The organism is Halomonas sp. B23F22_3 (genome assembly GCF_043496965.1).
Lineage (GTDB): Bacteria > Pseudomonadota > Gammaproteobacteria > Pseudomonadales > Halomonadaceae > Halomonas.
The window spans coordinates 269,817-293,117 of the sequence record NZ_JBIEKG010000003.1; the positions used below are offsets into that span (position 1 = coordinate 269,817).

The 23,301-nt window shown below is 68.5% G+C and carries 19 protein-coding genes and 1 tRNA gene; 14 read left to right on the plus strand and 6 right to left on the minus strand.

Annotated elements, in window-relative coordinates:
- Positions 1-27: 27 nt before the first annotated feature.
- Positions 28-1,461, minus strand: a complete 1,434-nt coding sequence (locus ACGTNG_RS07695; protein ID WP_394576426.1) for a sigma-54-dependent transcriptional regulator — start codon at positions 1,459-1,461, stop codon at positions 28-30.
- On the minus strand, positions 1,458-3,212 hold the full coding sequence (locus tag ACGTNG_RS07700) for a transporter substrate-binding domain-containing protein (RefSeq protein WP_394576427.1): 1,755 nt from the start codon (positions 3,210-3,212) through the stop codon (positions 1,458-1,460). The genes ACGTNG_RS07695 and ACGTNG_RS07700 overlap by 4 nt, the downstream gene beginning before the upstream one ends.
- A gap of 264 nt (positions 3,213-3,476) precedes the next feature.
- Here ACGTNG_RS07700 and ACGTNG_RS07705 point away from each other — a divergent pair, with 264 nt between their 5' ends.
- Positions 3,477-4,664, plus strand: a complete 1,188-nt coding sequence (locus tag ACGTNG_RS07705; protein ID WP_394576428.1) for an MFS transporter — start codon at positions 3,477-3,479, stop codon at positions 4,662-4,664.
- Between the two features lie 36 nt (positions 4,665-4,700).
- A complete protein-coding gene (locus ACGTNG_RS07710; protein WP_394576429.1) occupies positions 4,701-5,924 on the plus strand; it encodes an MFS transporter in 1,224 nt (407 codons plus the stop codon).
- Between the two features lie 8 nt (positions 5,925-5,932).
- Here ACGTNG_RS07710 and ACGTNG_RS07715 read toward each other — a convergent pair whose 3' ends face one another.
- Positions 5,933-6,796: a YicC/YloC family endoribonuclease gene (locus tag ACGTNG_RS07715; RefSeq protein ID WP_394576430.1), complete on the minus strand. Its 864-nt coding sequence runs from the start codon at positions 6,794-6,796 to the stop codon at positions 5,933-5,935.
- A gap of 140 nt (positions 6,797-6,936) precedes the next feature.
- Here ACGTNG_RS07715 and rph point away from each other — a divergent pair, with 140 nt between their 5' ends.
- Positions 6,937-7,674: a ribonuclease PH gene (rph, locus tag ACGTNG_RS07720; protein WP_394576431.1), complete on the plus strand. Its 738-nt coding sequence runs from the start codon at positions 6,937-6,939 to the stop codon at positions 7,672-7,674.
- Positions 7,675-7,775: 101 nt separating this feature from the next.
- Here the strand turns inward: rph and ACGTNG_RS07725 are convergent, their stop codons facing one another.
- A complete protein-coding gene (locus ACGTNG_RS07725; protein WP_089848094.1) occupies positions 7,776-8,543 on the minus strand; it encodes an exodeoxyribonuclease III in 768 nt (255 codons plus the stop codon).
- A gap of 91 nt (positions 8,544-8,634) precedes the next feature.
- Here ACGTNG_RS07725 and pyrE point away from each other — a divergent pair, with 91 nt between their 5' ends.
- The 3 genes from pyrE to rep all read left to right on the plus strand — a co-directional run bounded on the left by pyrE (position 8,635) and on the right by rep (position 12,037).
- On the plus strand, positions 8,635-9,327 hold the full coding sequence (gene pyrE, locus ACGTNG_RS07730) for an orotate phosphoribosyltransferase (RefSeq protein ID WP_394576432.1): 693 nt from the start codon (positions 8,635-8,637) through the stop codon (positions 9,325-9,327).
- 95 nt (positions 9,328-9,422) lie between these two features.
- The gene (gene trmL, locus ACGTNG_RS07735) at positions 9,423-9,971 is read left to right on the plus strand and encodes a tRNA (uridine(34)/cytosine(34)/5-carboxymethylaminomethyluridine(34)-2'-O)-methyltransferase TrmL (protein WP_394576433.1); all 549 of its coding nucleotides are present in this window, start codon (positions 9,423-9,425) and stop codon (positions 9,969-9,971) included.
- Positions 9,971-12,037 carry a DNA helicase Rep gene (rep, locus tag ACGTNG_RS07740; protein ID WP_394576434.1) on the plus strand — a complete coding sequence of 689 codons (2,067 nt, stop codon included), beginning with the start codon at positions 9,971-9,973 and terminating at the stop codon, positions 12,035-12,037. The genes trmL and rep overlap by 1 nt, the downstream gene beginning before the upstream one ends.
- A gap of 98 nt (positions 12,038-12,135) precedes the next feature.
- On the opposite strand, the gene ACGTNG_RS07745 is transcribed toward rep, so the two are convergent.
- Complete coding sequence (locus ACGTNG_RS07745) at positions 12,136-12,933, minus strand: c-type cytochrome (RefSeq protein WP_394576435.1); 798 nt, start codon at positions 12,931-12,933, stop codon at positions 12,136-12,138.
- Between the two features lie 225 nt (positions 12,934-13,158).
- Here ACGTNG_RS07745 and ACGTNG_RS07750 point away from each other — a divergent pair.
- The 8 genes from ACGTNG_RS07750 (at position 13,159) to purU (ending at position 22,410) form a co-directional block, all read left to right on the plus strand.
- Positions 13,159-13,235, plus strand: a tRNA-Arg gene (locus tag ACGTNG_RS07750).
- A 291-nt stretch (positions 13,236-13,526) separates the two neighbouring features.
- Positions 13,527-14,582, plus strand: coding sequence for a GlxA family transcriptional regulator (locus tag ACGTNG_RS07755; protein ID WP_394576436.1), 1,056 nt, complete (start codon positions 13,527-13,529; stop codon positions 14,580-14,582).
- A gap of 270 nt (positions 14,583-14,852) precedes the next feature.
- The gene (glyA, locus tag ACGTNG_RS07760; protein ID WP_394576437.1) at positions 14,853-16,151 is read left to right on the plus strand and encodes a serine hydroxymethyltransferase; all 1,299 of its coding nucleotides are present in this window, start codon (positions 14,853-14,855) and stop codon (positions 16,149-16,151) included.
- A 49-nt stretch (positions 16,152-16,200) separates the two neighbouring features.
- The gene (locus ACGTNG_RS07765) at positions 16,201-17,451 is read left to right on the plus strand and encodes a sarcosine oxidase subunit beta family protein (RefSeq protein WP_394576439.1); all 1,251 of its coding nucleotides are present in this window, start codon (positions 16,201-16,203) and stop codon (positions 17,449-17,451) included.
- A 12-nt stretch (positions 17,452-17,463) separates the two neighbouring features.
- Positions 17,464-17,814, plus strand: a complete 351-nt coding sequence (locus ACGTNG_RS07770) for a sarcosine oxidase subunit delta (RefSeq protein WP_394576440.1) — start codon at positions 17,464-17,466, stop codon at positions 17,812-17,814.
- Positions 17,811-20,858, plus strand: a complete 3,048-nt coding sequence (locus tag ACGTNG_RS07775; protein ID WP_394576441.1) for a sarcosine oxidase subunit alpha family protein — start codon at positions 17,811-17,813, stop codon at positions 20,856-20,858. The genes ACGTNG_RS07770 and ACGTNG_RS07775 overlap by 4 nt, the downstream gene beginning before the upstream one ends.
- A complete protein-coding gene (locus tag ACGTNG_RS07780; protein WP_394576442.1) occupies positions 20,851-21,498 on the plus strand; it encodes a sarcosine oxidase subunit gamma in 648 nt (215 codons plus the stop codon). Before ACGTNG_RS07775 ends, ACGTNG_RS07780 begins: the two co-directional genes overlap by 8 nt.
- A gap of 45 nt (positions 21,499-21,543) precedes the next feature.
- Positions 21,544-22,410: a formyltetrahydrofolate deformylase gene (gene purU, locus ACGTNG_RS07785; protein ID WP_394576443.1), complete on the plus strand. Its 867-nt coding sequence runs from the start codon at positions 21,544-21,546 to the stop codon at positions 22,408-22,410.
- Between the two features lie 55 nt (positions 22,411-22,465).
- On the opposite strand, the gene ACGTNG_RS07790 is transcribed toward purU, so the two are convergent.
- On the minus strand, positions 22,466-23,284 hold the full coding sequence (locus tag ACGTNG_RS07790; protein WP_394576444.1) for an EAL domain-containing protein: 819 nt from the start codon (positions 23,282-23,284) through the stop codon (positions 22,466-22,468).
- Between the last annotated feature and the right edge of the window lie 17 nt (positions 23,285-23,301).

The following is a 23,301-nucleotide window of genomic DNA, read 5'->3' on the forward strand; positions in this document are numbered from 1 at the left end:
ATAACCTGGGTTAACCAGGCGTCGGGGTTATAGGGGTTCCGCGCCGGACTCGCGCAGCTTCTTCACCCGCTTGCTGAGGGCCGGCTGGGAGATGCCCAGCAGCCTTGAGGCGATCGACTGGTTGCCCTCGGCGCGGCGCATGGCCTCGCGGACCAGCAGGTCGGCGACCTCGTGCAGCGTCGGCAGCGGCTCGTCCGGCGCGAAGACGGCGCGTTCGACGGACGCCTCGGCCGACGGCTCGAGGCCGGCAAGGCCCGGATCGATGGCCCGCCTGAAGGCCGCCATGGACAGCGTCCGCGAGCGATGAACGCTCATGGCGTCGTAGGCCATGGCACGTAGCTCGCGGACGTTGCCGGGGAAGGCGTAGGTACCCAGCAGCACGGGCAGCTCGGGCGGGTACGTCGGCCGGTGCTTGCCGAGTTCGTCGGCGGCCTCGGCGAGGAAGTGGTCCAGTAACAGCGGGATGTCGCCGCGGCGGCGACGCAGAGGGGGGATCTGGACCTGGTGGGTGCGCAGCCGGTAGTAGAGATCCTTGCGAAAGCCGCCGTCTCGCTGACACGCCTCGAGGTCGTGATGGGTGGCCACCACGATGCGCGCCCGGGCCCGCTTGGGGCGATCGCTGCCCAGCGGATAGTACTCGCCGTCCTGGAGCAGGCGCAGCAGCTTCACCTGGGACGCCGGGTTCAAGTCACCGATCTCGTCGAGAAACAGGGTGCCGTCCGCGGCCTGTTCGACCATGCCGGCACGGGGGCGATCGGCCCCGGTGAAGGCCCCTCTCTCATGCCCGAACAGGGTATCGGCGAAGACGCCATCGTCGAGCCCTGCCGCGTTGACGCAGACCAGCGGGCCGCGGCGGCCGCTCAGATCATGGGCGGCCCGCGCGATCAGCTCCTTGCCGACCCCGCTCTCGCCGCCGATCAGCAAGGGCTGACTGGAGGGCGCCACCGACTCGAGGTACTGGAAGACCGAGCGCATGCCCTTGTCGTCGGTGATGATGTCGGCGAAGGCCTCGGGGTGTTCCAGGGTGTCGTCGAGGAAGCGTCGACGCAGCTCCAGGTTTTCCTGGCGCAGTTCCTGCAGGCGGATGGCGCGCTTGATCCCCTCGATCAGCCGGCTCTGCTCGTCGGTCTTGACGAAATAGTCGAAGGCGCCGTGCTTGATGCAGTCGACGGCGGTCTCCACCTGGTTCAGGCCGCTGATCACGATCACCCCGACATCGGGATGCTCCTCGACGATACGCCGCAGCAGCGCCTCGCCCGACAGGTGGGGCATGGTCAGGTCCAGCGTCACCAGGCCGATGTTCTCTCGCGCCAGGATGTCCATCACCTGACGGCTGTCCTGGCAGCAGTGGAGGTGGTTGATACCGCCACTGCGCTCCAGCGCGATGCTCAGGCTGCGCAGGTAGGAGGGCTCGTCATCGACCAGCAGCAGGCCGAAGGCGGGATAGAGGTTCATGCTCATCGATCGTCCTGGTGGGAGGTGGCAGCGTCGGCGGCCGAGGCCACGGGCAGCGTCAGGGTGACGGTGGTGGCCCGGCCGCGCTGGGACGTGAAGTCCAGCTGGCCGTGGTGCTCGCGGACGATGCCGGCGGAGACCGATAGCCCCAGGCCGGTGCCGCCGCACTCGCGCCGGGTGGTGAAGAAGGGGTCGGTCAGCCGGGTGAGCGCTTCCGGGTCGATGCCGCGGCCCTCGTCGTGCACCTCCAGGATCACGGTCTCGTCGTCGGCCAGGTAGCGAGTCGTCAGGCGGATGCCCTGGTCACGCCCCTCCAGGGCCTGGCAGGCGTTGAGCACCAGGTTGATGACCACCTGCTCGATGCGCTGGGCGTTGCCCCACACGGCGGGCAGGTCGCCGGCGTAGTGCGCCTCGAAGCGGTCGGTGGCCTGGCGGATCGAGTTGTCGACCAGGCGCACCGCGGTCTTGACCGCCTCGTCGAGGTCGAGGCGCTCGCCGAGCTCGGGGCTGCCTTGGCGGGCGAAGTCCTTGAGGTCGCCGACGATCCGCTTGATGCGCTGGGTGCCCTCCAGCATCTCGTCGAGCATCGAGGGCACCTCGTCGCGCATGCGTGAGTAGGGCAGGCCGCCGAACGGGAAGTCGCCGTGTTCGCGATAGTGAGCCTCGAGGATCGGGCGGGCATCGTCGTGGGCATCTCGCAGCACCGGCAGGTTCAGCAGCAGCAGGCCGCTGGGGTTGTTGATCTCGTGGGCGACGCCGGAGACCAGGACGCCCAGCGAGGACATCTTGTCGGCCTGGATCAGCTGCTGCTGCTGGCGGCGCAGCTCCTCGGTGCGGCTCGCCACCTCGCGCTTGAGCAGGCGGTTCCAGACCACGATGCCGCCGAGGATCAGCAGCAGCAGCCCCGAGGCGAGGGCGCCGATCAGCCCAAGCCGTTTCCAGGGCAGGCCCTGCCCCTGCTCCAGGGGGCCCAGCCACTTGTCGTAGATGGCCTGATGGCGACCGGTGTTCTTGAGGATGGCCAGGCCCTCGCTGAACTGGGCCAGCACGTCGGCGTTGCCCTCCTTGACGGCATAGCCGTAGCGCAGCGAGAAGGGGCGGGCGACCGGCACCAGATTGTTCAGTCCCAGTTCACGGCTGAGATACAGGGCGGGCAGGTTGGCCACCAGGGCATAGTCACGCTGGCCGGCGGCGAGGGCGCGCAGCGCGTCGGCATGGGTGTCGGTGGTGAACAGCTCGGCCCCCACATCCTGCTCGATCAGCATGTCCTGCATGATATCGCCGCGCTGGACGATGACCTCCTGGCCGCGAAGGTCCGCCAGGCGCTCCACGGGTGGCGTGCCGCGGCGGGCGAAGATCGACTGATGGACGATGGCGTGGGGTGGGGCGAAGTCGAAGCTGGCATCGCGGGCCTCGGAGTACGACATGCCCTGCAGGACATCGATCTCGCCGCTTTCCAGCTTGCGGCGCATCTCGCTCCAGGGGCCCAGCTCGATGCGCACCTCGATGCCCATCACCTCGGCGATGGCTCGGGACAGCTCGACGTCATAGCCCGCGGGACGGCCGTCTTCGTCGAGGAATTCGTAGGGGGGGTGATAGTGATCGCCGCCGATCACGATGACCCGGTCATCGCCGGCGGAGGGCGGCGCGGCTCGGCCGGTGGCCGGCAGCGCAACGAGGCAGGCCATGAACAGCAGAGGCAGCCACCGTGGTGCGGCGATGATGCCGATGGGGCGGAGTGTGTCGGACGGCGTCACGGGCATCCCCGGAGTCTACGCGATGTGTTGGCCCAACTCGCGGTTCTACTCGGGCGAGCCCTCGACCGGGCCGGGCGTGCTGGCCCCGGCGGCCAGGTGGCGAGGAGCTGGGGCATGAAGCACCCCCTCGCGGCGCCGCGGGCGCACCGATGATCCCTCGCCCGGCCGGGGAGCGATTATCGCATACCGCGCCGGCCTCTGGGATAATGGCTCCCTTTTCGCGCCGCCTGGCGGTGGCGTTGCCACCGCCCCAAGGAGCGTGAGATGCCAACGGATGCCCTTCGTCCCCGATCGTCCCCCCGGCTGGCCGAGATCGCCCTGGCGCTGGGCGGCTTCGCCATCGGCACCACCGAATTCGTGATCATGGGGCTGATGCAGCGCATCGCCGAGGACTTCGGCATCGCGGTCCAGGACGTGGGCCTCGCCATCAGTGCCTATGCCTTGGGGGTGGTGGTGGGCGCACCACTGATCTCGGCCCTCGGCGCGAGGATTCCCCGCCGCCGGCTGCTGATCGGCCTGATGGTGCTGTTCGCCGCTGGCAACCTGCTGACCCTGCTGGCGCCGTCCTTCCATGGCTTCGTCGTGTTGCGTTTCATCGCCGGCCTGCCTCACGGCGTCTATCTGGGGGTGGCGGCGCTGGTCGCCGCCAACGTCGCCGAGCCCCATGAGCGGGGTCGCGCGGTGGGCCGGGTGCTGGCAGGCCTGACCCTGGCGATCCTGGCCGGGGCGCCGCTGGCCACCTGGATCGGCGGCCTCGCGGGCTGGAAGGCCGCCTTCGTGCTGGTCGGCGCCCTGGGACTCGCCACCGCGCTGCTGGTGCGGTGGTGGGTGCCGGTGCAGCCGCCGAATGATGGTGCCTCCCTGGGCTCGGAGCTTTCGGCGATCACCCGGCCGCGGGTGCTCTATACCCTCGCCGTGGCCTGCATCGGTTTCGCCGGCATGTTCAGCGTGTTCAGCTACTCGATGCCGACCCTGACCCATCAGGCCGGCATGCCCGAGGCGCTGGGGCCGCTGGTGCTGGCGACCTTCGGGGTGGGATCGGTGATCGGCAACCTGGTCGGCGGGCGGCTCGCCGACGCCGACCAGCGCCGGGCCATCGCCGGCGTGCTGATCTGGGCCGCGCTGGTGCAGCTGGGCTTCTTCCTGGCCGCCGATCGGATCTGGAGCGGCCTGCTGTTCGTGGGCCTGGTGGGTACCTGCGGCGCCCTGGTGCCGCCGCTGCAGACCCGGCTGATGGACGTCGCCGGCGATGCCCAGACCATGGCCGCGACCCTCAATCATGCCGCCTTCAACATCGCCAACGGCCTCGGTGCCTGGCTGGGGGGCCTGGCGGTGACGGTGGGGCTGGGCTGGTCGGCCACGGGCCTCGTGGGCATGGCCATGGCGCTCGGTGGCCTGGCGATCTTCCTGGTCGCCCTGGCGCGGGAGCGTGCCACGCTGGCCCTGGCCTGATTCGACAACGGCCCGATGGGGCCTTGGGAGGACTCGATGACGACGGCTGACGATCGCCGTTCGGCGGAGTCGGCGCTGCCCTTCCTCGGGGTGGCGCTGGCGTTTCTGATCACCATGCTGGGCACCACCCTGCCCACGCCGCTGTATCCGGTCTATCAGGCGCGCTTCGATTTCTCGCCGCTGACCATCACGGTGATCTTCGCCGTCTACGCGCTGGGGGTGATGGGGGCCCTGGTGATGACCGGGCGCTGGTCGGATCAGCTCGGGCGTCGCCCGATGCTGCTGGCCGGGCTGGCGGCGGCGGCGATCAGCGATGGAATCTTCCTGTCGAGCGACGGCCTTTCGAGCCTGCTGGTTGCCCGCTTCGTCTCGGGGGTGTCCGCCGGCATCTTCACGGCGACCGCCACGGTGGCGGTGATGGAGCTGGCGCCCCGGGCCTGGCCGCGCCGGGCGGCCTTCCTGGCCACTGCGGTCAACATGGGCGGCCTGGGGCTGGGGCCGATCGTGGCCGGCCTGCTGGTCGAGGTCCTGCCCTGGCCGCTGCGCCTGGCCTATGGGGTGCATCTGGCGCTGGCCGCGCTGGCGGCGCTGGTGATCCTCCGGGTGCCGGAGACCGTGACCCGCCCGGCGCGGCCGAGACTGGGCCTGCAGCGGCTGCAGGTGCCGAACGAGGTCCGCGCGCTCTTCTTTCCGGCGGCGATCGCCGGCTTCGCCGGATTCGCCCTGCTCGGCTTCTTCACCGCCACGGCGCCGGCCTTCATGATCGGCGTGCTCGGCCATGACAGCCTGGCGCTGTCGGGGCTGGTGGCCGGGTCGGTGTTCTTCGCCTCGACCCTCGGCCAGCTCCTGCAGGAGCGCTTTCCGGCACCCTGGCGGCTACCGCTCGGCTGCCTGGGGGTGATCCTTGGCGCCTCGCTGGTGGGCGCCGGCATCGGGCTCGGCTCGCTGGCCGTCTTCCTTCTCGGGGCGCTCGTCGCGGGCGCCGGCCAGGGCATGGCCTTTCGCGCCGGCCTGGGCGCCGTCGTGCAGGCCAGTCCCGCCGACCAGCGCGGCGGCGTCGCCGCGACCTTCTTCATCGTCGCCTACATCGCCCTGTCGATCCCGGTGGTGGGCATCGGGCTGGCGGTCCGTGCCTTCGGCCTGGCCCCCGCCGGCATGGGGTTCGCCGGCGGCGTCGCGCTGCTGGCGGCCACCTCGCTTTCAAGCCTGCTGTGGATGAAGCGTCGTTTGCGGGAGGCGCAGGGCAAGCGCCCGGCCTGAACGCACCACTACTCGATGTTCTGGATCTGCTCGCGCATCTGCTCGATCAGCACCTTGAGCTCGACGGCGCAGCGGGTGGTCTCGGCGACCACCGACTTCGACGACAGGGTGTTGGCCTCTCGATTGAGCTCCTGCATCAGGAAGTCCAGGCGACGCCCCACCGGGCCTGGCTGGCCGAGCTGGCGCTCCACCTCGGCGACGTGGGTGGCGAGGCGATCGAGCTCCTCCTCGACGTCGGCCTTCTGGGCGAGCAGCAGCAGTTCGGCCTCGAGTCGCTGGGGATCGAGCTCGGCGCGGACGGTTGCCAGCCGCTCCAGCAGCTGGGCTCGCTGGCGCTCGAGAATACGCGGCATCAGCCGGCGCACCTCGACCACCTGCTCGTTGACCGCTTCGAGGCGCTCGCGGATCAGCGCGGCGAGCTTCTCGCCCTCCCGGGCGCGGCCGGCGATCAGGTCATCCAGGGCGGCCTGGAATAGCGCCAGGCCCTGCTGCTTCACGGCCTCCAGGTCCGGGGCGCGACGCTCGAGCACGCCCGGGTGGTCGAGCAGGCGCAGGGCATCGGGCATGGCGGCGCTGGGCACGCGCTGGCGCACCTCCTCCAGGGTGGCGGCCAGGGCTTCGAGTCGCGCCTGGTCGACGCTCGGCTCGGCCTCGTCGCCGGAGGGCTCGAAGCGCAGGGTGCACTCGACCTTGCCGCGGGCCAGGCGCGTGCGCAGCGCCTCGCGGAAGGCCGGCTCCAGGTCGCGCAGCGCCTCGGGCAGTCGGAAATGGGGCTCCAGGTAGCGCTGGTTGACCGAGCGCAGCTCGAGCTGCAGCCGGCCGGCCTCGCCGTCGCGCTCCTGGCGTGAAAAGGCGGTCATGCTGTGGACCATGGAGCCTCCCGATGACGCGTGATGTGCAAGGGCTGGCAGTGTAACCGATTCCCCGCCCAGACCGTGTAGACCAGAGCGTGTAGAATGGTCGCCATTCCACGGGTGTCTTCCCGTCATCTTCCCGATTCAAGAGAGCTGCCATGACCTCGGAGATCCGGCGTCCCAGCGGACGCGCCGCCGACCAGTCCCGCGATATCCGCCTGACCCGCGACTACACCCGCCACGCCGAGGGCTCGGTGCTGGTGGAGTTCGGCGATACCAAGGTGCTGTGCAACGCCAGCGTCGAGGCCGGCGTGCCGCGCTGGCTGCGCGGCAAGAAGCAGGGCTGGGTGACCGCCGAATACGGCATGCTCCCCCGCGCCACCCACACCCGGGGCGGCCGGGAGGCGACCCGCGGCAAGCAGGGTGGCCGTACCCTGGAGATCCAGCGGCTGATCGGCCGCTCGCTGCGCGCGGCGGTGAACCTCAAGAAGCTCGGCGAGTACACCATCACCGTCGACTGTGACGTCATCCAGGCCGACGGTGGCACCCGCACCGCCGCCATCACCGGTGGCTGCGTGGCACTGATCGATGCCATCCGCTACCTGCAGCGCGAGAAGCTGATCAAGGGCGACCCCTTCCACCAGCTGGTCGGCTCGATCTCGGTGGGGCTCTACAAGGGCCAGCCGGTGGTCGACCTGGACTATCCCGAGGACTCGAGCGCCGACACCGACATGAACGTGGTGATGGCCGAGGGCGGCGAGCTGATCGAGGTGCAGGGCACCGCCGAGGCCGGCACCTTCAGCCGTGCCGAGCTCAACGCCATGCTCGACCTGGCCGAGAAGGCCGGCACCGAGCTGTTCGCCCATCAGCGCGAGGCGCTGGGCATTCGGGGCTGAGCCGGTCCCTCAGGGCGCGCCATGCCATAACGCAACGCGCCGGCCCGAGGGCCGGCGCGTTGCGTTCCGGACGGGCCGGAACGGCGACGTAGGGAGCGGGCTCAGAGCGTCAGGTCGTACTCGACGATCAGCGGCGCGAACTCCGAGAAGGTCGCGTCGTAGTCGATCCAGGCGTCCACCACGTGGCGGCGGAAGTTCGGCCCGACGATCTGGTAGTCGATGCGCCAGCCCTCCTGGCGGGAGCGCGGCACCTCCTGGTCGAGCTTCGGCCACCAGGTGTACTCGCCGGCGTCGCGGTTGATCTCGCGGAAGGTGTCGATGAAGCCGGTGGGGCCGAAGACCTGATCCATCCAGGCACGCTCCTCGGGCTTGAAGCCGGGCGTGGTCTGGTTGTCGGCCCAGTTCTCCAGGTCGATGGTCTTGTGGGCGATGTGCCAGGAGCCACAGATGATGTACTCGCGGCGCTTGCGGGCCATCTTCGACAGGTACTCCTGATACTGGGCCATGAAGGCCTGCTTGGCGGCATAGTCGCTGCCGTCGGGCATCAGGAAGCTGGCGATGCTGAAGCGGTCGTAGTCCGCCTGCAGGAAGCGCGCCTCGTGGTCGCACTGGGGGAAGCCCAGGCCGTACATGATGGCCTTGGGGATCTGACGGCAGTAGAGGCCGACCCCCGAGAAGCCGTCCTGCTCCGCATCGAGGAAGTAGCCCTCGTAGCCCTCCGGATAGAGGATGCTATCGTCCAGCTCGAAGCTCTTGGCCTTGAGGTTCTGCACGCAGACGACGTCGGCATCCTGGTTGGCCAGCCAGTCGAGGAAGCCCCGTCCGACCGCTTCGCGGATGCCGTTGACATTGATGGTGGCGATTTTCATACGTGGTCCCTTTTGCGTCGCGCGTGTATGATACCCGACGTTTCGACGTTTGGGTAAATGGCGTCAGCCGATAAACGTGATAGGAGGCTCCGTGGCGGACCCGCGCACTGCATCGTCCCTGCAACCCTACCAGCAGGCATTCATCGAGTTCGCCATCGACCAGGGCGTGTTGCGCTTCGGCGAATTCACGCTCAAGTCCGGCCGCGTCAGCCCCTATTTCTTCAATGCCGGCCTGTTCCGCACCGGCCGTGCCCTGGCCGAGCTGGGACGCTTCTACGCCCAGGCCATCGCCGACAGCGACCTCGAGATCGACGTGCTCTTCGGGCCCGCCTACAAGGGGATCCCGCTGGCCGCCACCACCGCCGTGGCACTGGCCGACCACCACGACCGCGACCTGCCCTACGCCTTCAACCGCAAGGAAGCCAAGGCGCACGGCGAGGGCGGCAACATCGTCGGCGCCGAGCTCGCCGGGCGCATCCTGATCATCGATGACGTGATCACCGCCGGCACCGCGATCCGCGAGGTGATGGGCCTGATCGACGACGCGGGCGCCCAGGCGGCGGGCGTGGTGATCGCCCTGGATCGCCAGGAGCGCGGCCGCGACGAGCACGACCCGCGCAGCGCCATCCAGGAGGTCGAGGCCACCTACGGCATGCCGGTGGTCAGCATCGTTACCCTGGACCTGGTGCTCGAGTACCTCGAACAGCACGCCGGCGAGGCGCTCAAGGGCCACGCCGAGGCGATTCGCGCCTACCGCGACCGCTACGGCGTGTCTGGCGACTGAGGCCCGGCGGCGCGATGCCCGCGCCAGGCGATCCCTTCCTCGGGCCCCGCACGGGGCCCGAGCGCGTTGTACGCCCTTAATATCAGGAGCCGTTGATGCTTGATGTGGTGCTCTACCAGCCCGAGATCCCGCCCAATACCGGCAACCTGATCCGGCTCTGCGCCAACACCGGGTTCCGGCTCCACCTGATCGAGCCGCTGGGCTTCACGCTGGACGACAAGCGCCTGCGCCGCGCCGGCCTCGACTACCACGAGTGGGCCCGAGTGCGCGTGCATGCCGACTGGGCCGCCTTCCTCGCCGCCGTGGCGCCCGGGCGAGTCTTCGCCGTCTCCACCCGGGGTCGCACCGGCTATCATGAGCCTGGCTATCGCGAGGGCGACGCCCTGGTGTTCGGCCCCGAGACCCGTGGCCTGCCCCAGGCGCTGCTCGATGCCTTGCCCGAGGCCCAGCGCCTGCGTATTCCGATGCTGCCCGACAGCCGCAGCCTGAACCTCTCCAACGCCTGCGCGGTGGTGGTCTTCGAGGCGTGGCGCCAGCTCGAGTTCGTGGGGGCCGGCCTTCCGGGCGCCGGCCATCCGGGCGGCGACCCTGCCGAGGCCGACCGCCCGGCCACCGCCCCCCACGCGCCTGCGAGGAGCTCCTGATGTCCACGTCCATCAAACGCCGGGTCGCCGGCCTCAACCCCCGCCAGCAGGAGGCCGTGCGCTACATCGACGGCCCCTGCCTGGTGCTCGCCGGGGCGGGCTCGGGCAAGACCAGCGTGATCACCACCAAGATCGCCTACCTGGTGCAGGAGTGCGGCATGAGCGCCCGGCGCATCGCCGCGGTGACCTTCACCAACAAGGCCGCCCGGGAGATGAAGGAGCGCGTGGGCAGCATGCTCCAGGGCAAGGAGGGGCACGGGCTGACCGTCTCCACCTTCCACACCCTGGGGCTCAACATCATCCGCAGCGAACTCAAGGCGCTCGGTTACCGGCCGGGCTTCTCGCTGTTCGATCCGGAAGATGCCAAGGCGCTGCTGCGCGACCTGATGAACAAGGACGCCCAGGTCGACGCCGACCAGATCAACGCCGTGCAGCAGCAGATCTCCCAGTGGAAGAACGACCTGCTGCTGCCCGGCCAGGCGCTCTCCCACGCCGAGGATGACGACGAGCAGTACGCCGCCCGGGTCTACGAGGCCTACGTGCGCCACCTGAAGGCCTACAACGCGGTGGACTTCGACGACCTGATCCTGCTGCCGGTGGTGCTGCTGCGCGACGATCCCGAAGCGCTGGCCCGCTGGCGGCGCAAGATCCACTACATGCTGGTGGACGAGTACCAGGACACCAACATCAGCCAGTACCTGCTGGTGCGGCTGCTGATGGGCGAGCGGGCCACCTTCACCGTGGTCGGCGACGACGACCAGTCGATCTACGCCTGGCGCGGGGCGCGCCCCGAGAACCTGGTCACCCTGGGCGAGGATTTCCCGCGCCTGAAGGTGATCAAGCTCGAGCAGAACTACCGCTCCACCGGCACCATCCTGCGCGCCGCCAACACCCTGATCGCCAACAACCCCCACGTCTACGACAAGACCCTGTGGTCGGAGATGGGCGAGGGCGCGGCCATCCGCGTGGTGGTCAATCGCCACGAGGAGGCCGAGGCCGAGCGGGTGGCCAGCGAGATCCTCACCCGGCGCATCAAGGAGTCCGCCGAATGGCGCGACTTCGCGGTGCTCTACCGTGGCAACTTCCAGGCCCGGCTGCTGGAGCTCAAGCTGCAGCACTACCAGATTCCCTACAAGCTCTCCGGCGGCACCTCCTTCTTCTCGCGCAACGAGATCAAGGACGCCATGGCCTACCTGCGCCTGCTGATCAACCCGGCCGACGACAACGCCTTCCTGCGCATCGTCAACGTGCCGCGCCGCGAGATCGGCCCGAGCACCCTGGAGAAGCTCGCCAACTACGCCAACGACCAGGCCTCCGGGCGCTCGATCTCGCTGTTCGCCGCCTGTCATGAGCTGGGCCTCGCCCAGCAGCTGCCGGAGCGGGCGATGGATCGGCTGTCGCGCTTCACCCACTTCATCGACGGCGTGCGCCGGAGGATGGACCAGGGCGACGCCCTCGAGGCGATCCGCGGCATGCTGCACGAGATGGACTACGAGGCCTGGCTCTATCAGAACGCCAGCGCGCCGACCATCGCCGAGCGGCGCATGGCCAACGTCTGGATCCTGATCGATCAGCTCGAGAAGTCCATGAACCGCGACCCCGAGGAGACGGCCAGCGAGGAGACCGAGACCGACGACGTGGAGGCGGCGATCTCCCGGCTGGTGCTGCGCGACATCCTCGAGCAGCAGGCCGAGGAGGACGACTCCGACCGGGTGCAGCTGTTGACCATGCACGCCTCCAAGGGGCTGGAGTTCCCGCATGTCTACCTGATGGGGCTGGAGGAGGAGCTGCTGCCCCACCGCAATGCCGTGGAGGCGGGCACCGTGGAGGAGGAGCGTCGCCTGGCCTACGTGGGCATCACCCGGGCGCGACGCACCCTGACCATGACCCTGGCGCGTCAGCGCAAGGCCTACGGCGAGCTGATGGACTGCACGCCCAGCCGCTTCCTCGACGAGCTGCCGGCGGACGATCTGGAGTGGGAGGGGCGCGCCGACCGCGAGGACCCGGAGAAGAAGCAGGCACGGGGCAAGGACGCCCTGGCGGGAATTCGCTCGCTGCTGGGCTGAGGCCGGCCTGGCAGGCGGCCCACGGCCGCCGAGACGGCGTCTTCAAACGCGAGCGGGGCGCCCTAGGGCGCCCCGCTGGTCTTTGCGTGACCGCAGGCTTACTGCACGGCGCCGACCATGTGATCGACCGCCGCCTGGACCTCGGCATCGGAGAGCGACGCGTTGCCGCCCTTGGCGGGCATGGCGTTGAAGCCGTTGATGGCATGGCTGTAGAGGGTCTCGGTGCCCTTCTCGATACGCGGGGCCCAAGCCTCGGCGTCACCCTTCTTCGGCGCGCCGGCCGCGCCGGTATCGTGGCAGGCCATGCAGGCGGAGTTGTAGATCGCTGCGCCGTCGATGCCGGCCGTGGCGGCCTCGGCGCTGGCGCTGGTCTCGCTCGCCTCGCCCTCGGCACTGCTCTCGCCCTCGGCACTGGCCGAGGCAGCCTCGTCACCGCCGCTCTCCTGAGAGGGCACGTCCATCACCGGCTCGACCAGGTGGGCCACCGCGGCCTGGACTTCATCGTCCGAGAGGCCCGGGTTGCCGCCCTTGGCGGGCATGGCGTTGAAGCCGTTGATGGCGTGGCTCACCAGGGTCTCGAAGCCCTTGCCGGTACGCTCGCTCCAGGCGGCCTCGTCGCCGCGCACCGGCGCGCCGGCGGCGCCGGTCTCGTGGCAGGCCATGCAGACGTTGTTGTAGATGCCGGCCCCATCGATGGCGCCGCCCGAGGAGGCGCTGCTGTCACCGCCGGCGGCGGCCATCTGGGTGCCGCAGTCTTCGCCCTGCAGGCAGAGCTCACCCACCGGTTTCAGGCGTTCCGCGATGGCATCGTGCGCCGCGTCGTCCTGTGCAACGGCCATGCCTGTGCTCAGGCCCAGGGCGGTCAGGCACCCCATGATCAGCTTGCTGGATTTCACTCTCACCACCTCTCGACGGTCCTGTCATCGGAATCACGCTCGGCATCACGTCAGACGGTGGACGCCACGGCGCGCATATATAGTGGGCGACAGTATACCGGCATCGCCAACGCCTGGAAAATCCCTCCGGCTCACGGCAGGCTGCGGGCCGCTCGGGATGCCGGCTGGACAGCGCTCTGGTGGGCGGGTAGGATAGCGCCCGCCTGGAACACATCGCCAGGCCGTGCGCCCGTAGCTCAGTTGGATAGAGTATCGGCCTCCGAAGCCGAGGGTCGCAGGTTCGAATCCTGCCGGGCGCGCCACGAATTCAAGGGCCTACGACACTGTCGTAGGCCCTTTTCGTTGTCGGTCACCGGTAACCGGGCTGGCCGCCGACGCTCGCCCGGCGACACCTCTTCATGTCATGGCTGGTTCATGGCGGGCTCCCCGCTCACCTCGATCGGCCACCCTTCGAAGCGCGGTCAATGTCGGGGTCAGGAACGCGAAGCGTCGAGGTGCATGGCATGACGGGATCATCGCTGGTGGTGCTGAAGCGGACGAGGGGATAGTGTAAGGGTCCTTGGGGGGTACAGAGACATGCCAGAATGTCCGCCATGATGTCAGCCACGACGGTCGGTCCGCTTCACAAGAGTGAGCCTCTGGCGGTGGGCTTCGTCCTGCTCCACCGCTTCACGCTGCTGCCCTTCGCCGCCTTCCTAGACTGCCTGCGTCTGGCGGCGGACGAGGGGGATCGCTCGCGGCAGGTGCGTTGCCACTGGACCTTCATGGCCAGTGCCGGGAATGAGGTGCTCTCCAGTTGCGGTGCCGCCATCTCTCCCTGCCTGTCGTTTCAGGATCCCGGCGCCTTCGATTACATCGTGGTCGTGGGCGGCGTACAGGATGATCACGACCGCCTGGATACCCGCGCCCATGCCTACCTTCGCCAGGCCGCGGAGGCCGGTGTGCCGCTGGTGGGATTGTGCACCGGGGTGTTCGCCCTGATTCAGGCGGGCCTGATGAAGGAGCGGCGCTGCTGCGTCAGCTGGTACCACCATCGCGACATGATCCAGCGCTTTCCCGCCATCCAGCCGGTGGCCGACCGGCTGTTCATCGATGACGGGGATCGACTCACCTGTGCCGGCGGGGCGGCGGCGGCGGACCTCGCCGCCTACCTGGTCGAGCGCCACCTGGGCAAGGCCTGGGCGATGAAGAGCCTGAACATCATGCTCCTCGACGAGGCTCGCGCCGGCACCCACCCCCAGCCCCAGCCGGTGGTCTTCGGCAAGATCGAGGATCGGGTGGTGCGCCGCGCCATCGCCGTGCTCGAGCAGCACCTGGGCGAGGCGATCGCGATGGACGCGCTATCGGAACGGGTGGGCACCTCCCGCCGCAACCTGGAACGCCGCTTTCGCGAGATCCTGGGCGTCGGTCCCCAGAAGTTCGCCCGTGACCTGCGCCTGCGCTACGGGCTATGGCTGTTGCACTATACCGGCAAGAGCATCACCGAGATCGGCGAGCGCTGTGGCTTCGCCGATACGGCCCACTTCTCCCGCCATTTCCGCAGCGCCTTCGGCGCGACGCCGTCGGAAATGCGCAAGCGCGCCAGCGAACCCGGCAGCGACCGGGTCGATCCCTTCTTCCTGCATATCGACGGCCGACCGACGCTCTGATTCCTCGCCTGTCCCTAATGAATGAGTGCCCTCATGCTTGCCGTCAGCCCGGTGCATCGCGCTGACGGACGCCGTCCGTGTGCTCCGCTGTTCAGAAATCCTGTCGCATTTATTCAATCTTTGGACTCCCCCATCGCCTTTAATCGGAACGTAAGCCGGACAAGCGGCGCAGAGGTGATCTGCGCATAAGGATGGCCATTTTTCCGCAGGCAGGTGCCGATGGCTTCCCTCCACACCCTGCCCGCCACCGATAACAAGAAGGAGTCAGTCATGAATCAGGTTGGTCTCGCCACGTTCGATGCCCAGATCGCCGCTGCCATCGCCGACGAGGTGGTGCGCCAGGAGGCCCACGTCGAGCTGATCGCCTCCGAGAACTACGCCAGCCGCGCCGTGATGGAGGCCCAGGGTACCCAGCTGACCAACAAGTACGCCGAGGGCTACCCGGGCAAGCGTTACTACGGCGGCTGCGAGCATGTCGATGTGGTCGAGCAGTTGGCCATCGATCGCGCCTGCGACCTGTTCGGTGCCGACTATGCCAACGTCCAGCCGCACTCCGGCGCCCAGGCCAATGCCGCGGCCTTCATGGCGCTGATCCAGCCGGGCGATACCGTGCTGGGCATGAGCCTGGCCCATGGCGGCCACCTGACCCATGGCGCAGCGCCCAACTTCTCCGGCAAGCACTACAACGCCGTGCAGTACGGTCTCAACCCGGAGACCGGCGAGATCGACTATGACGAGGTCGAGCGACTCGCTCGTGAGCACCAGCCCAAGCTGATCATCGCCGGCTTCTCGGCCTATTCGCGGGTCGTGGATTGGCGGCGTTTCCGCACGATCGCCGACGAGGTGGGGGCCTGGCTGCTGGTCGACATGGCCCATGTGGCCGGCCTGGTCGCCGCGGGCCACTACCCGAGCCCGATTCCCCACGCCCACGTGGTCACCACCACCACCCACAAGACCCTGCGCGGCCCGCGTGGCGGCCTGATCCTCTCCGCGCACGGCGATGCCGCGCTGTACAAGAAGCTCAATGGTGCGGTCTTCCCGGGCCAGCAGGGCGGCCCGCTGATGCACGTGATCGCCGCCAAGGCGGTGGCCTTCAAGGAGGCCATGAGCCAGGAGTTCGTGGCCTATCAGCGGCGGGTGATAGACAACGCCCAGGCCATGGCCGGGGTGTTCAGGGAGCGCGGCTTCGATGTGGTGTCCGGCGGCACCGACGACCACCTCTTCCTGGTCTCGCTGATCAAGCAGGAGGTGACCGGCAAGGATGCGGATGCCGCGCTGGGTCGTGCGCACATCACCGTCAACAAGAACGCCGTGCCCAATGATCCCCAGAGCCCCTTCGTCACCTCGGGCCTGCGCATCGGCACCCCGGCGGTGACCACGCGCGGCTTCGATGCGACCGAGTGCAGCGATCTGGCCGGCTGGATCTGCGACATCCTCGATGTGCTGGCCGAACGTGGCAATACCGACGCCGTCGAGGCCGAGGTCCGCGACAAGGTGACCGAGCTGTGCGAACGCCACCCGGTCTATGCCCCGGCTTCCGTCGAGGCGACCGAAACCTCCATCGCGTGAGCCCGTTCCCCGCCGGCGCCTCGGCGGGGCCCTTCGAGGAGAAGACCCTATGCAACGCTATTCAGGATTCGGGCTGGCCAAGCACGCGCTGAGCCATCATGAGAACTGGGAGCGCCAGTGGCGCAACCCCGTGCCCAAGAAGCAGTACGACGTCATCATCGTCGGCGGCGGCGGCCATGGCCTGGCCACGGCCTACTACCTGGCCAAGGAGTTCGGCATCACCAACGTGGCGGTGGTGGAGAAGGGCTGGCTGGGGGGCGGTAACACCGCCCGTAACACCACCATCGTGCGCTCCAACTACCTGTGGGACGAGGCGGCGGCGCTCTACGAGCACGCCATGAAGCTGTGGGAGGGGCTCTCCCAGGACCTCAACTACAACGTGATGTTCTCCCAGCGCGGCGTGCTCAACCTCGGGCACACGCTGCAGGACATGCGCGACATCCAGCGCCGGGTCAACGCCAATCGCCTCAATGGCATCGACGGCGAGGTGCTGGATACCCAGGGCGTGCAGGACATCGTGCCGATCATGGACTGCTCGAAGAGCGCGCGTTATCCCGTGCTGGGTGCCTCCTGGCAGCCCCGCGCCGGCGTGGCGCGCCACGATGCCGTGGCCTGGGGCTACGCCCGTGCCGCCGATGCCCTCGGCGTCGACATCCTGCAGCAGACCGAGGTCACCGGCTTCAAGATCCGCGACGGCCGCGTCTACGGGGTGCACACCAACCGCGGCGACATCGAGGCCAAGACCGTGGGCTGCGTGGCCGCCGGTAACTCGAGCGTGCTGGCGAAGATGGCCGGCTTCACGCTGCCGCTGGAGTCCCATCCGCTGCAGGCCCTGGTCTCCGAGCCGCTCAAGCCGGTGCTCGACACCGTGGTGATGTCCAACCACGTGCATGGCTACATCAGCCAGACCGACAAGGGCGACCTGGTGATCGGTGCCGGCATCGACGGCTACAACGGCTACGGCCAGCGCGGCAGTTACTCCACCGTGGAGCACACCCTGCAGGCCATCGTCGAGATGTTCCCGATCTTCTCGCGGGTGCGCATGAACCGCCAGTGGGGCGGCATCGTCGATACCTGCCCGGACGCCTGCCCGATCCTCTCCAAGACACCGGTCAAGGGGCTCTTCTTCAACTGCGGCTGGGGCACCGGGGGCTTCAAGGCCACACCGGGCTCCGGCCACGTCTTTGCGGCCAGTCTCGCCAAGGGCGAGATGCATCCCATTGCCGCTCCGTTCTCCATCGATCGCTTTCACACCGGTGCCCTGGTCGATGAGCACGGTGCAGCCGGCGTGGCCCACTAAGGAGGCAACCCCATGTTTCATATTTACTGCCCCCACTGCGCTGAGCATCGTGAGGAAGAGGAGTTCCACCCCAAGGGTCAGGCGCATATCGCCCGCCCGGTCGATCCGGACGCCTGCAGCGACGAGGAATGGGGCGACTACCTGTTCTTTCGCGACAACCCGCGTGGCATCCATCACGAGCTGTGGGTGCATGCCGTGGGCTGCCGCAAGTTCTTCAACATCACCCGTCACACGGTGAGCTACGAGATCCTCGAGACCTACAAGATAGGCGAGCAGCCGAGGTTCACCGCCGAGCATCCCGAGGGTCGGCCGTCCACGGACGGCGTCGAGCAGGCATCGCTTCTTGAAGGAGTCCGCGCATGAGTCAGTTCAATCGTCTCGCCCGGGGCGGCCGCGTCGATCGCTCCCGCACGCTGACCTTCACCTTCAATGGCAAGCAGTACCAGGGCCATGCCGGCGATACCCTGGCGTCGGCGTTGCTCGCCAACGGGGTGGACATCGTCAACCGCAGCTTCAAGTACTCGCGGCCGCGCGGCATCGTCGCCGCCGGCGCCGAGGAGCCCAATGCGCTGGTCCAGCTGGGCAGCACCGAGGCGGCCCAGGTGCCCAACGTGCGGGCCACCCAGCAGGCGCTGTTCGATGGCCTCACGGCACAGAGCACCAACGGCTGGCCGAACGTCCAGCGCGATGTCATGAGCCTGGTCGGCAAGCTGGGCGGGCGTTTCATGCCGCCGGGGTTCTACTACAAGACCTTCATGGCCCCCGCGTCCCTGTGGATGACCTACGAGAAGTACATCCGCAAGGGCGCCGGCCTCGGCCGCAGCCCCATGGAGCGCGACCCCGACAGCTACGATCATCTCCACCAGCACTGCGATATGCTGGTGATCGGCGCAGGCCCGGCGGGCCTCGCCGCGGCGCTGACCGCCGCCCGCGCCGGGGCCCGGGTGATCCTGTGTGATGAGCAGGAGGAGATGGGCGGCTCGCTGCTGGACAGCCGCGAGCTGCTCGACGACCAGCCTGCCGCCCAGTGGGCGGAAAAGGTGATCAGCGAGCTGGCCGAGAGCGACAACGTCACCCTGCTGCCGCGCACCACCGCCAACGGCTATCACGATCATCATTTCGTGACCCTGCATGAGCGGCGCACCGAGCATCTCGGCGAGACGGCGCCGAGGGGCGAGGGGTATCGCCCCACCCGTTCGCGGATGCATCGCGTGCGGGCCGGCCAGGTACTGCTGGCCACCGGCGCCCTCGAGCGTCCGCTGGTCTACGCGGGCAACGATGTGCCGGGCAACCTGGTCGCCGGTGCCGTATCGACCTACATCCGCCGCTATGGCGTGGTGCCGGGCAACAAGCTGGTGCTCTCTACCAGCAACGATCACGCCTACCGCGCCGCCCTGGATTGGGAGGAGGCCGGCCGCGAGGTGGTGGCCATCGTCGATGCGCGCCGTAATCCGGACGGTGAGCTGGTCGAGCAGGCCCGCGCCCGCGGCATTCGCATCATCACAGGCTCGGCCGTGATCGAGGCCAAGGGCAGTACCCGCGTCTGCGGCGCCCGGGTCGCCACCATCGATGCCGAGGCCTTCAAGGTCACCGGTCAGGCCGAGGCGCTGGAGTGCGACACCATCGCCAGCTCCGGCGGCTACAGCCCGGTGATCCACCTGGCGTCCCACACCGGTGCTCGCCCCGTCTGGGATGACGAGATCCTCGGCTTCGTGCCGAGCCTGGTGACGGGGATGCACGCCGCCGGCAGCGCCCGCGGTATCCACGACCTGGCCGAGGGCCTGGCCGATGGCAGTGCCGCGGCCGCCAAGGCCCTGGCGGCGCTGGGCCGTTCCACCGCGGCCATCGAGCTGCCCCAGGCCGAGGCCCGCCGGGAAGGTGCGGCCAGCGCGCTCTACCAGGTGCCCCACGAGAAGGCGACCCTGCGGGCGCCCAAGCAGTTCGTCGACCTGCAGAACGATGTCACCGCGGCGGGCATCGAGCTGGCCACCCGCGAGGGCTTCGAGTCCATCGAGCACGTCAAGCGCTACACCGCCATGGGCTTCGGCACCGACCAGGGCAAGCTCGGCAACATCAACGGCATGGCGATCGCCGCGCGCTGCCTGGGCAAGTCGATTCCCGAGGTCGGCACTACGGTGTTCCGTCCCAACTACACGCCGGTGACCTTCGGCGCCATCGCCGGGCGTCATTGCCGTGAGCTGTTCGAACCCGAGCGCTACACCGCCCTGCATCAGTGGCATGTGGAGCACGGTGCCGAGTTCGAGGACGTCGGCCAGTGGAAGCGTCCCTGGTATTTTCCACAAAGGCGCCGCGCAGAGGGTGGCAAGACCGAGACCATGCACGAGGCGGTCGCCCGTGAGTGCCTCGCCGTCCGCGAGAAGGTCGGCATCCTCGATGCCTCGACCCTGGGCAAGATCGACATCCAGGGCCCGGATGCCCGTGAGTTCCTGGGTCGGGTCTACACCAACAAGTGGGCCAAGCTGGCCCCCGGTCGCGTCCGCTATGGCCTGATGTGCAAGGACGACGGCATGGTGATGGACGACGGCACCACCAGCTGCCTGGCCGAGAACCACTTCCTGATGACCACCAGCACCGGTGGCGCGGCGGCGGTGCTCGAGTGGCTGGAGATCTGGCACCAGACCGAGTGGCCCGAGCTCGATGTGTACTTCAACTCGGTGACCGATCACTGGGCGACCATGACCGTCACCGGCCCGGAGGCGCGTAAGCTGCTGGCCGAGATCACCGACATCGACCTGGACAAGGACAGCTTCAAGTTCATGGACTGGCGCGAGGGGCAGGTGGCCGGCGTGCCGGCGCGGGTCTTCCGCATCTCCTTCACCGGGGAGCTGGCCTACGAGATCAACGTCCAGGCCAACTATGCCATGCACGTCTGGAAGACGCTGTTCGCCCATGGCGACAAGTATGGCCTGACGCCCTACGGCACCGAGACCATGCACGTGCTGCGGGCCGAGAAGGGCTTCATCATCGCCGGTCAGGACACCGATGGCTCGGTGACCCCGGAGGATCTGGGCATGCACTGGGCGATCGGCTACGACAAGCCGAACTCCTGGATCGGCAAGCGGGCGCTGACGCGTCCCGACACCAAGCGCAGCGACCGCAAGCAGATGGTGGGCCTCAAGCCCAAGGATCCCAAGGTGGTCCTGGAGGAGGGCGCGCAGATCGTGCTCGATCCGAGCCATGCGATCCCGATGCCGATGGTCGGCCACGTGACCTCCAGCTACTACAGCCCGACCCTGGCATCAGGCTTCGCCCTGGCCGTGGTCAAGGGCGGCCACCAGAAGATGGGCGACACCGTCTATCTGCCCATGGTCGACGGCCAGGTCCATGAGGCCGAAATCGTCAGCCCCATCTTCCTCGATCCCAAGGGAGAGCGTCAGAATGTCTAATGCACAGCAGTTCGATACGCGCCCCGTCGTTGAACATGCAAGCGAGATCGCCGTCGAGTCGCCGCTGGCCTTCAGCCGGCACCGCTCGGGGGCCCCGAAGGCCAAGGCCAACACCCGCGTGACCCTGCGCGAGCGTGCCTTCCTGGGGCACCTGACCCTGCGGGGCGGTGCCATCGTGCTCGATGAGGCCCTGCGTGAGGTGATCGGCCTGGGCCTTCCCGGCGAGCCGCTGGGCCTGGTGCAGGACGAGGGCGGTGAACGCTCGATTCAGTGGATATCGCCGGACGAGTGGCTCTTGATCGTGCCCGGTGGCGAGGAGTTCGACATCGAGCGGCGTCTGCGCGAGGCGCTCGGTGATGCGCACTTCAGCATTAGCAACGTTGGCGGCGGCCAGACCGTGCTGGAGCTGTCCGGCGAGGCGGCCCGTGAGGTGCTGATGAAATCGGTGAGCTATGACGTCCATCCGAGCCACTTCCCGGTCGGCAAGGGCGTGACCACGGTCTTTGCCAAGGCGACCGTCGTCCTGCGCCGCCCCGGCGAGGATCGCTGGGAGCTGGTGATCCGGCGCAGCTTCGCCGACTACCTCTATCGCTGGCTCCTGGATGCCGGCGCGGAGTACGCCATCGGTGTCGAGGGCTGACCACGACGGGGCCGGCCATCGCCGGCCCCGTTCAGGAGAGATATCATGCACGACAACAACCATCGCTGGATCCTGGCGGCGCAGTGCCCGAGCCGCCTGGGGACCGTGGACGTGGTCACCCGCTTCCTCAGGGAAAGCCGCTGCTACATCACCGAGCAGCACACCTTCGACGATCGCCAGAGCGGGGGCTTCTTCATCCGCACGGAGTTCCGGCCCGAGGCCGAGGGCTTCGATGCCGAGGCCTTCGAGGCCGGCTTCGCCAAGCGCGCCGCCGAGTTCGAGATGCGCTTCGAACTGACCCCGCCGGGGCGCCGCCTGCCGGTGGTGATCATGGTCTCCAAGGCCGATCACTGCTTGAACGACCTGCTCTATCGCTACCGTATCGGCCAGCTGCCCATCGATATTCGCGCCATCGTCTCCAACCACCCGGACCTGGCGACCCTGGCGGAGTGGCACGGCATTCCCTACCACCACTTCCCCATCACGGCCGAGACCAAGGCGCAGCAGGAGGCGCAGGTCTGGGCGGTGATCGAGCAGACCGGCGCGGAGCTGGTGATCCTGGCGCGCTACATGCAGGTGCTCTCGAGCGACCTGTGCGAGAAGCTCAGCGGCCGCGCGATCAATATCCACCACTCCCTGCTGCCGGGCTTCAAGGGGGCCCGGCCCTACCACCAGGCCTACGAGAAGGGCGTCAAGCTGGTCGGCGCCACGGCCCACTACATCAACGACGACCTGGACGAGGGACCGATCATCTCTCAGGGCGTGGAGCCGGTGAGTCACACCGACTACCCGGAAGACCTGGTCGCCAAGGGGCGCGACGTCGAGTGCCTGACGCTGTCCCGGGCCGTCGCCCTGCACGTGGAGCGCCGCGTCTTCCTGCACGCCGGTCGCACGGTGGTGTTCGATCGCTAGGTGATGTCGGGGCGCGATGCCGAGCGCCGCTGTCCCCGATCACCGGCCGGGAGGATCAACGCTGCGCAGCTGGCGCGGCGCGACGATGATGGACGCCCTCGCTCTCCTCGCGCAGCGCGATCAGCATGGGCCCGAGGTCCTCGCCCAGTGACGCGACGGCGGGGCGCGCGAAGTAATAGCCCTGCTGGCGGGTGATGCCCAGGCGCGCCAGCCAGAGGGCCTCTTCCCGGGTCTCGACCCCCTCGGCGATCAGCAAGAGGCCCAGATCGTCGCCCAGCGCCTTCACGGCGCGGATCAACGCCTGGCGCCGGGTGTCCCGGTCGCAGCCCATCACCAGTTCCCGATCGACCTTCAGGCGGTCGGGCTTGAGGTCGGTGAGCAGGTCCAGGTTGGCGTAGCCGTTGCCGAAGTCGTCCAGCGCGGTGGTGAAGCCCATGGAGCGGTAGCTCTCGATGATGCGGTGCAGGTGGCGCCGGTCGGTGACGCGCTCGGTCTCGGTGAACTCGAAGACCAGCCGCTCGGTCGGCCACCCCACGCGCTGGCACACCTCGAGGGTGGCCTGGATGCACGCCTCGGGCTCGTAGACGGCATTGGGCAGGAAGTTGATCGAGAGGTTATGGCGCATGCCCAGGCGGCTGGCCAGTTCGATGGCGCGCACCCGGCAGGCCTGGTCGAAGCGGTAGAGCAGGTCGCCGGTCACCTGGGAGAGCACGCTCCAGGCCGACTCCCCGGCGGGGCCGCGCACCAGCGCCTCATAGGTGGTGACGCGCGCCTCGCGGATGTCGACGATCGGCTGGAATGCCATGGTGAAGTCGAAGGGGAGCTCCCCCTCGCAGCGTCCGCAGTGCCCCTCGACTCGTGCGCAGTGACTCATGTCGTGTCCTTGTTTCG

Coding starts and splice junctions, on each gene's coding strand:
- ACGTNG_RS07695 (WP_394576426.1), bottom strand. CDS start 1,461: ATGAGCATGAACCTCTATCCCGCCTTCGGCCTGCTGCTGGTCGATGAC.
- ACGTNG_RS07705 (WP_394576428.1), top strand. CDS start 3,477: ATGCCAACGGATGCCCTTCGTCCCCGATCGTCCCCCCGGCTGGCCGAG.
- ACGTNG_RS07710 (WP_394576429.1), top strand. CDS start 4,701: ATGACGACGGCTGACGATCGCCGTTCGGCGGAGTCGGCGCTGCCCTTC.
- ACGTNG_RS07715 (WP_394576430.1), bottom strand. CDS start 6,796: ATGGTCCACAGCATGACCGCCTTTTCACGCCAGGAGCGCGACGGCGAG.
- rph (WP_394576431.1), top strand. CDS start 6,937: ATGACCTCGGAGATCCGGCGTCCCAGCGGACGCGCCGCCGACCAGTCC.
- ACGTNG_RS07725 (WP_089848094.1), bottom strand. CDS start 8,543: ATGAAAATCGCCACCATCAATGTCAACGGCATCCGCGAAGCGGTCGGA.
- trmL (WP_394576433.1), top strand. CDS start 9,423: ATGCTTGATGTGGTGCTCTACCAGCCCGAGATCCCGCCCAATACCGGC.
- rep (WP_394576434.1), top strand. CDS start 9,971: ATGTCCACGTCCATCAAACGCCGGGTCGCCGGCCTCAACCCCCGCCAG.
- ACGTNG_RS07755 (WP_394576436.1), top strand. CDS start 13,527: ATGATGTCAGCCACGACGGTCGGTCCGCTTCACAAGAGTGAGCCTCTG.
- glyA (WP_394576437.1), top strand. CDS start 14,853: ATGAATCAGGTTGGTCTCGCCACGTTCGATGCCCAGATCGCCGCTGCC.
- ACGTNG_RS07765 (WP_394576439.1), top strand. CDS start 16,201: ATGCAACGCTATTCAGGATTCGGGCTGGCCAAGCACGCGCTGAGCCAT.
- ACGTNG_RS07770 (WP_394576440.1), top strand. CDS start 17,464: ATGTTTCATATTTACTGCCCCCACTGCGCTGAGCATCGTGAGGAAGAG.
- ACGTNG_RS07775 (WP_394576441.1), top strand. CDS start 17,811: ATGAGTCAGTTCAATCGTCTCGCCCGGGGCGGCCGCGTCGATCGCTCC.
- ACGTNG_RS07780 (WP_394576442.1), top strand. CDS start 20,851: ATGTCTAATGCACAGCAGTTCGATACGCGCCCCGTCGTTGAACATGCA.
- purU (WP_394576443.1), top strand. CDS start 21,544: ATGCACGACAACAACCATCGCTGGATCCTGGCGGCGCAGTGCCCGAGC.
- ACGTNG_RS07790 (WP_394576444.1), bottom strand. CDS start 23,284: ATGAGTCACTGCGCACGAGTCGAGGGGCACTGCGGACGCTGCGAGGGG.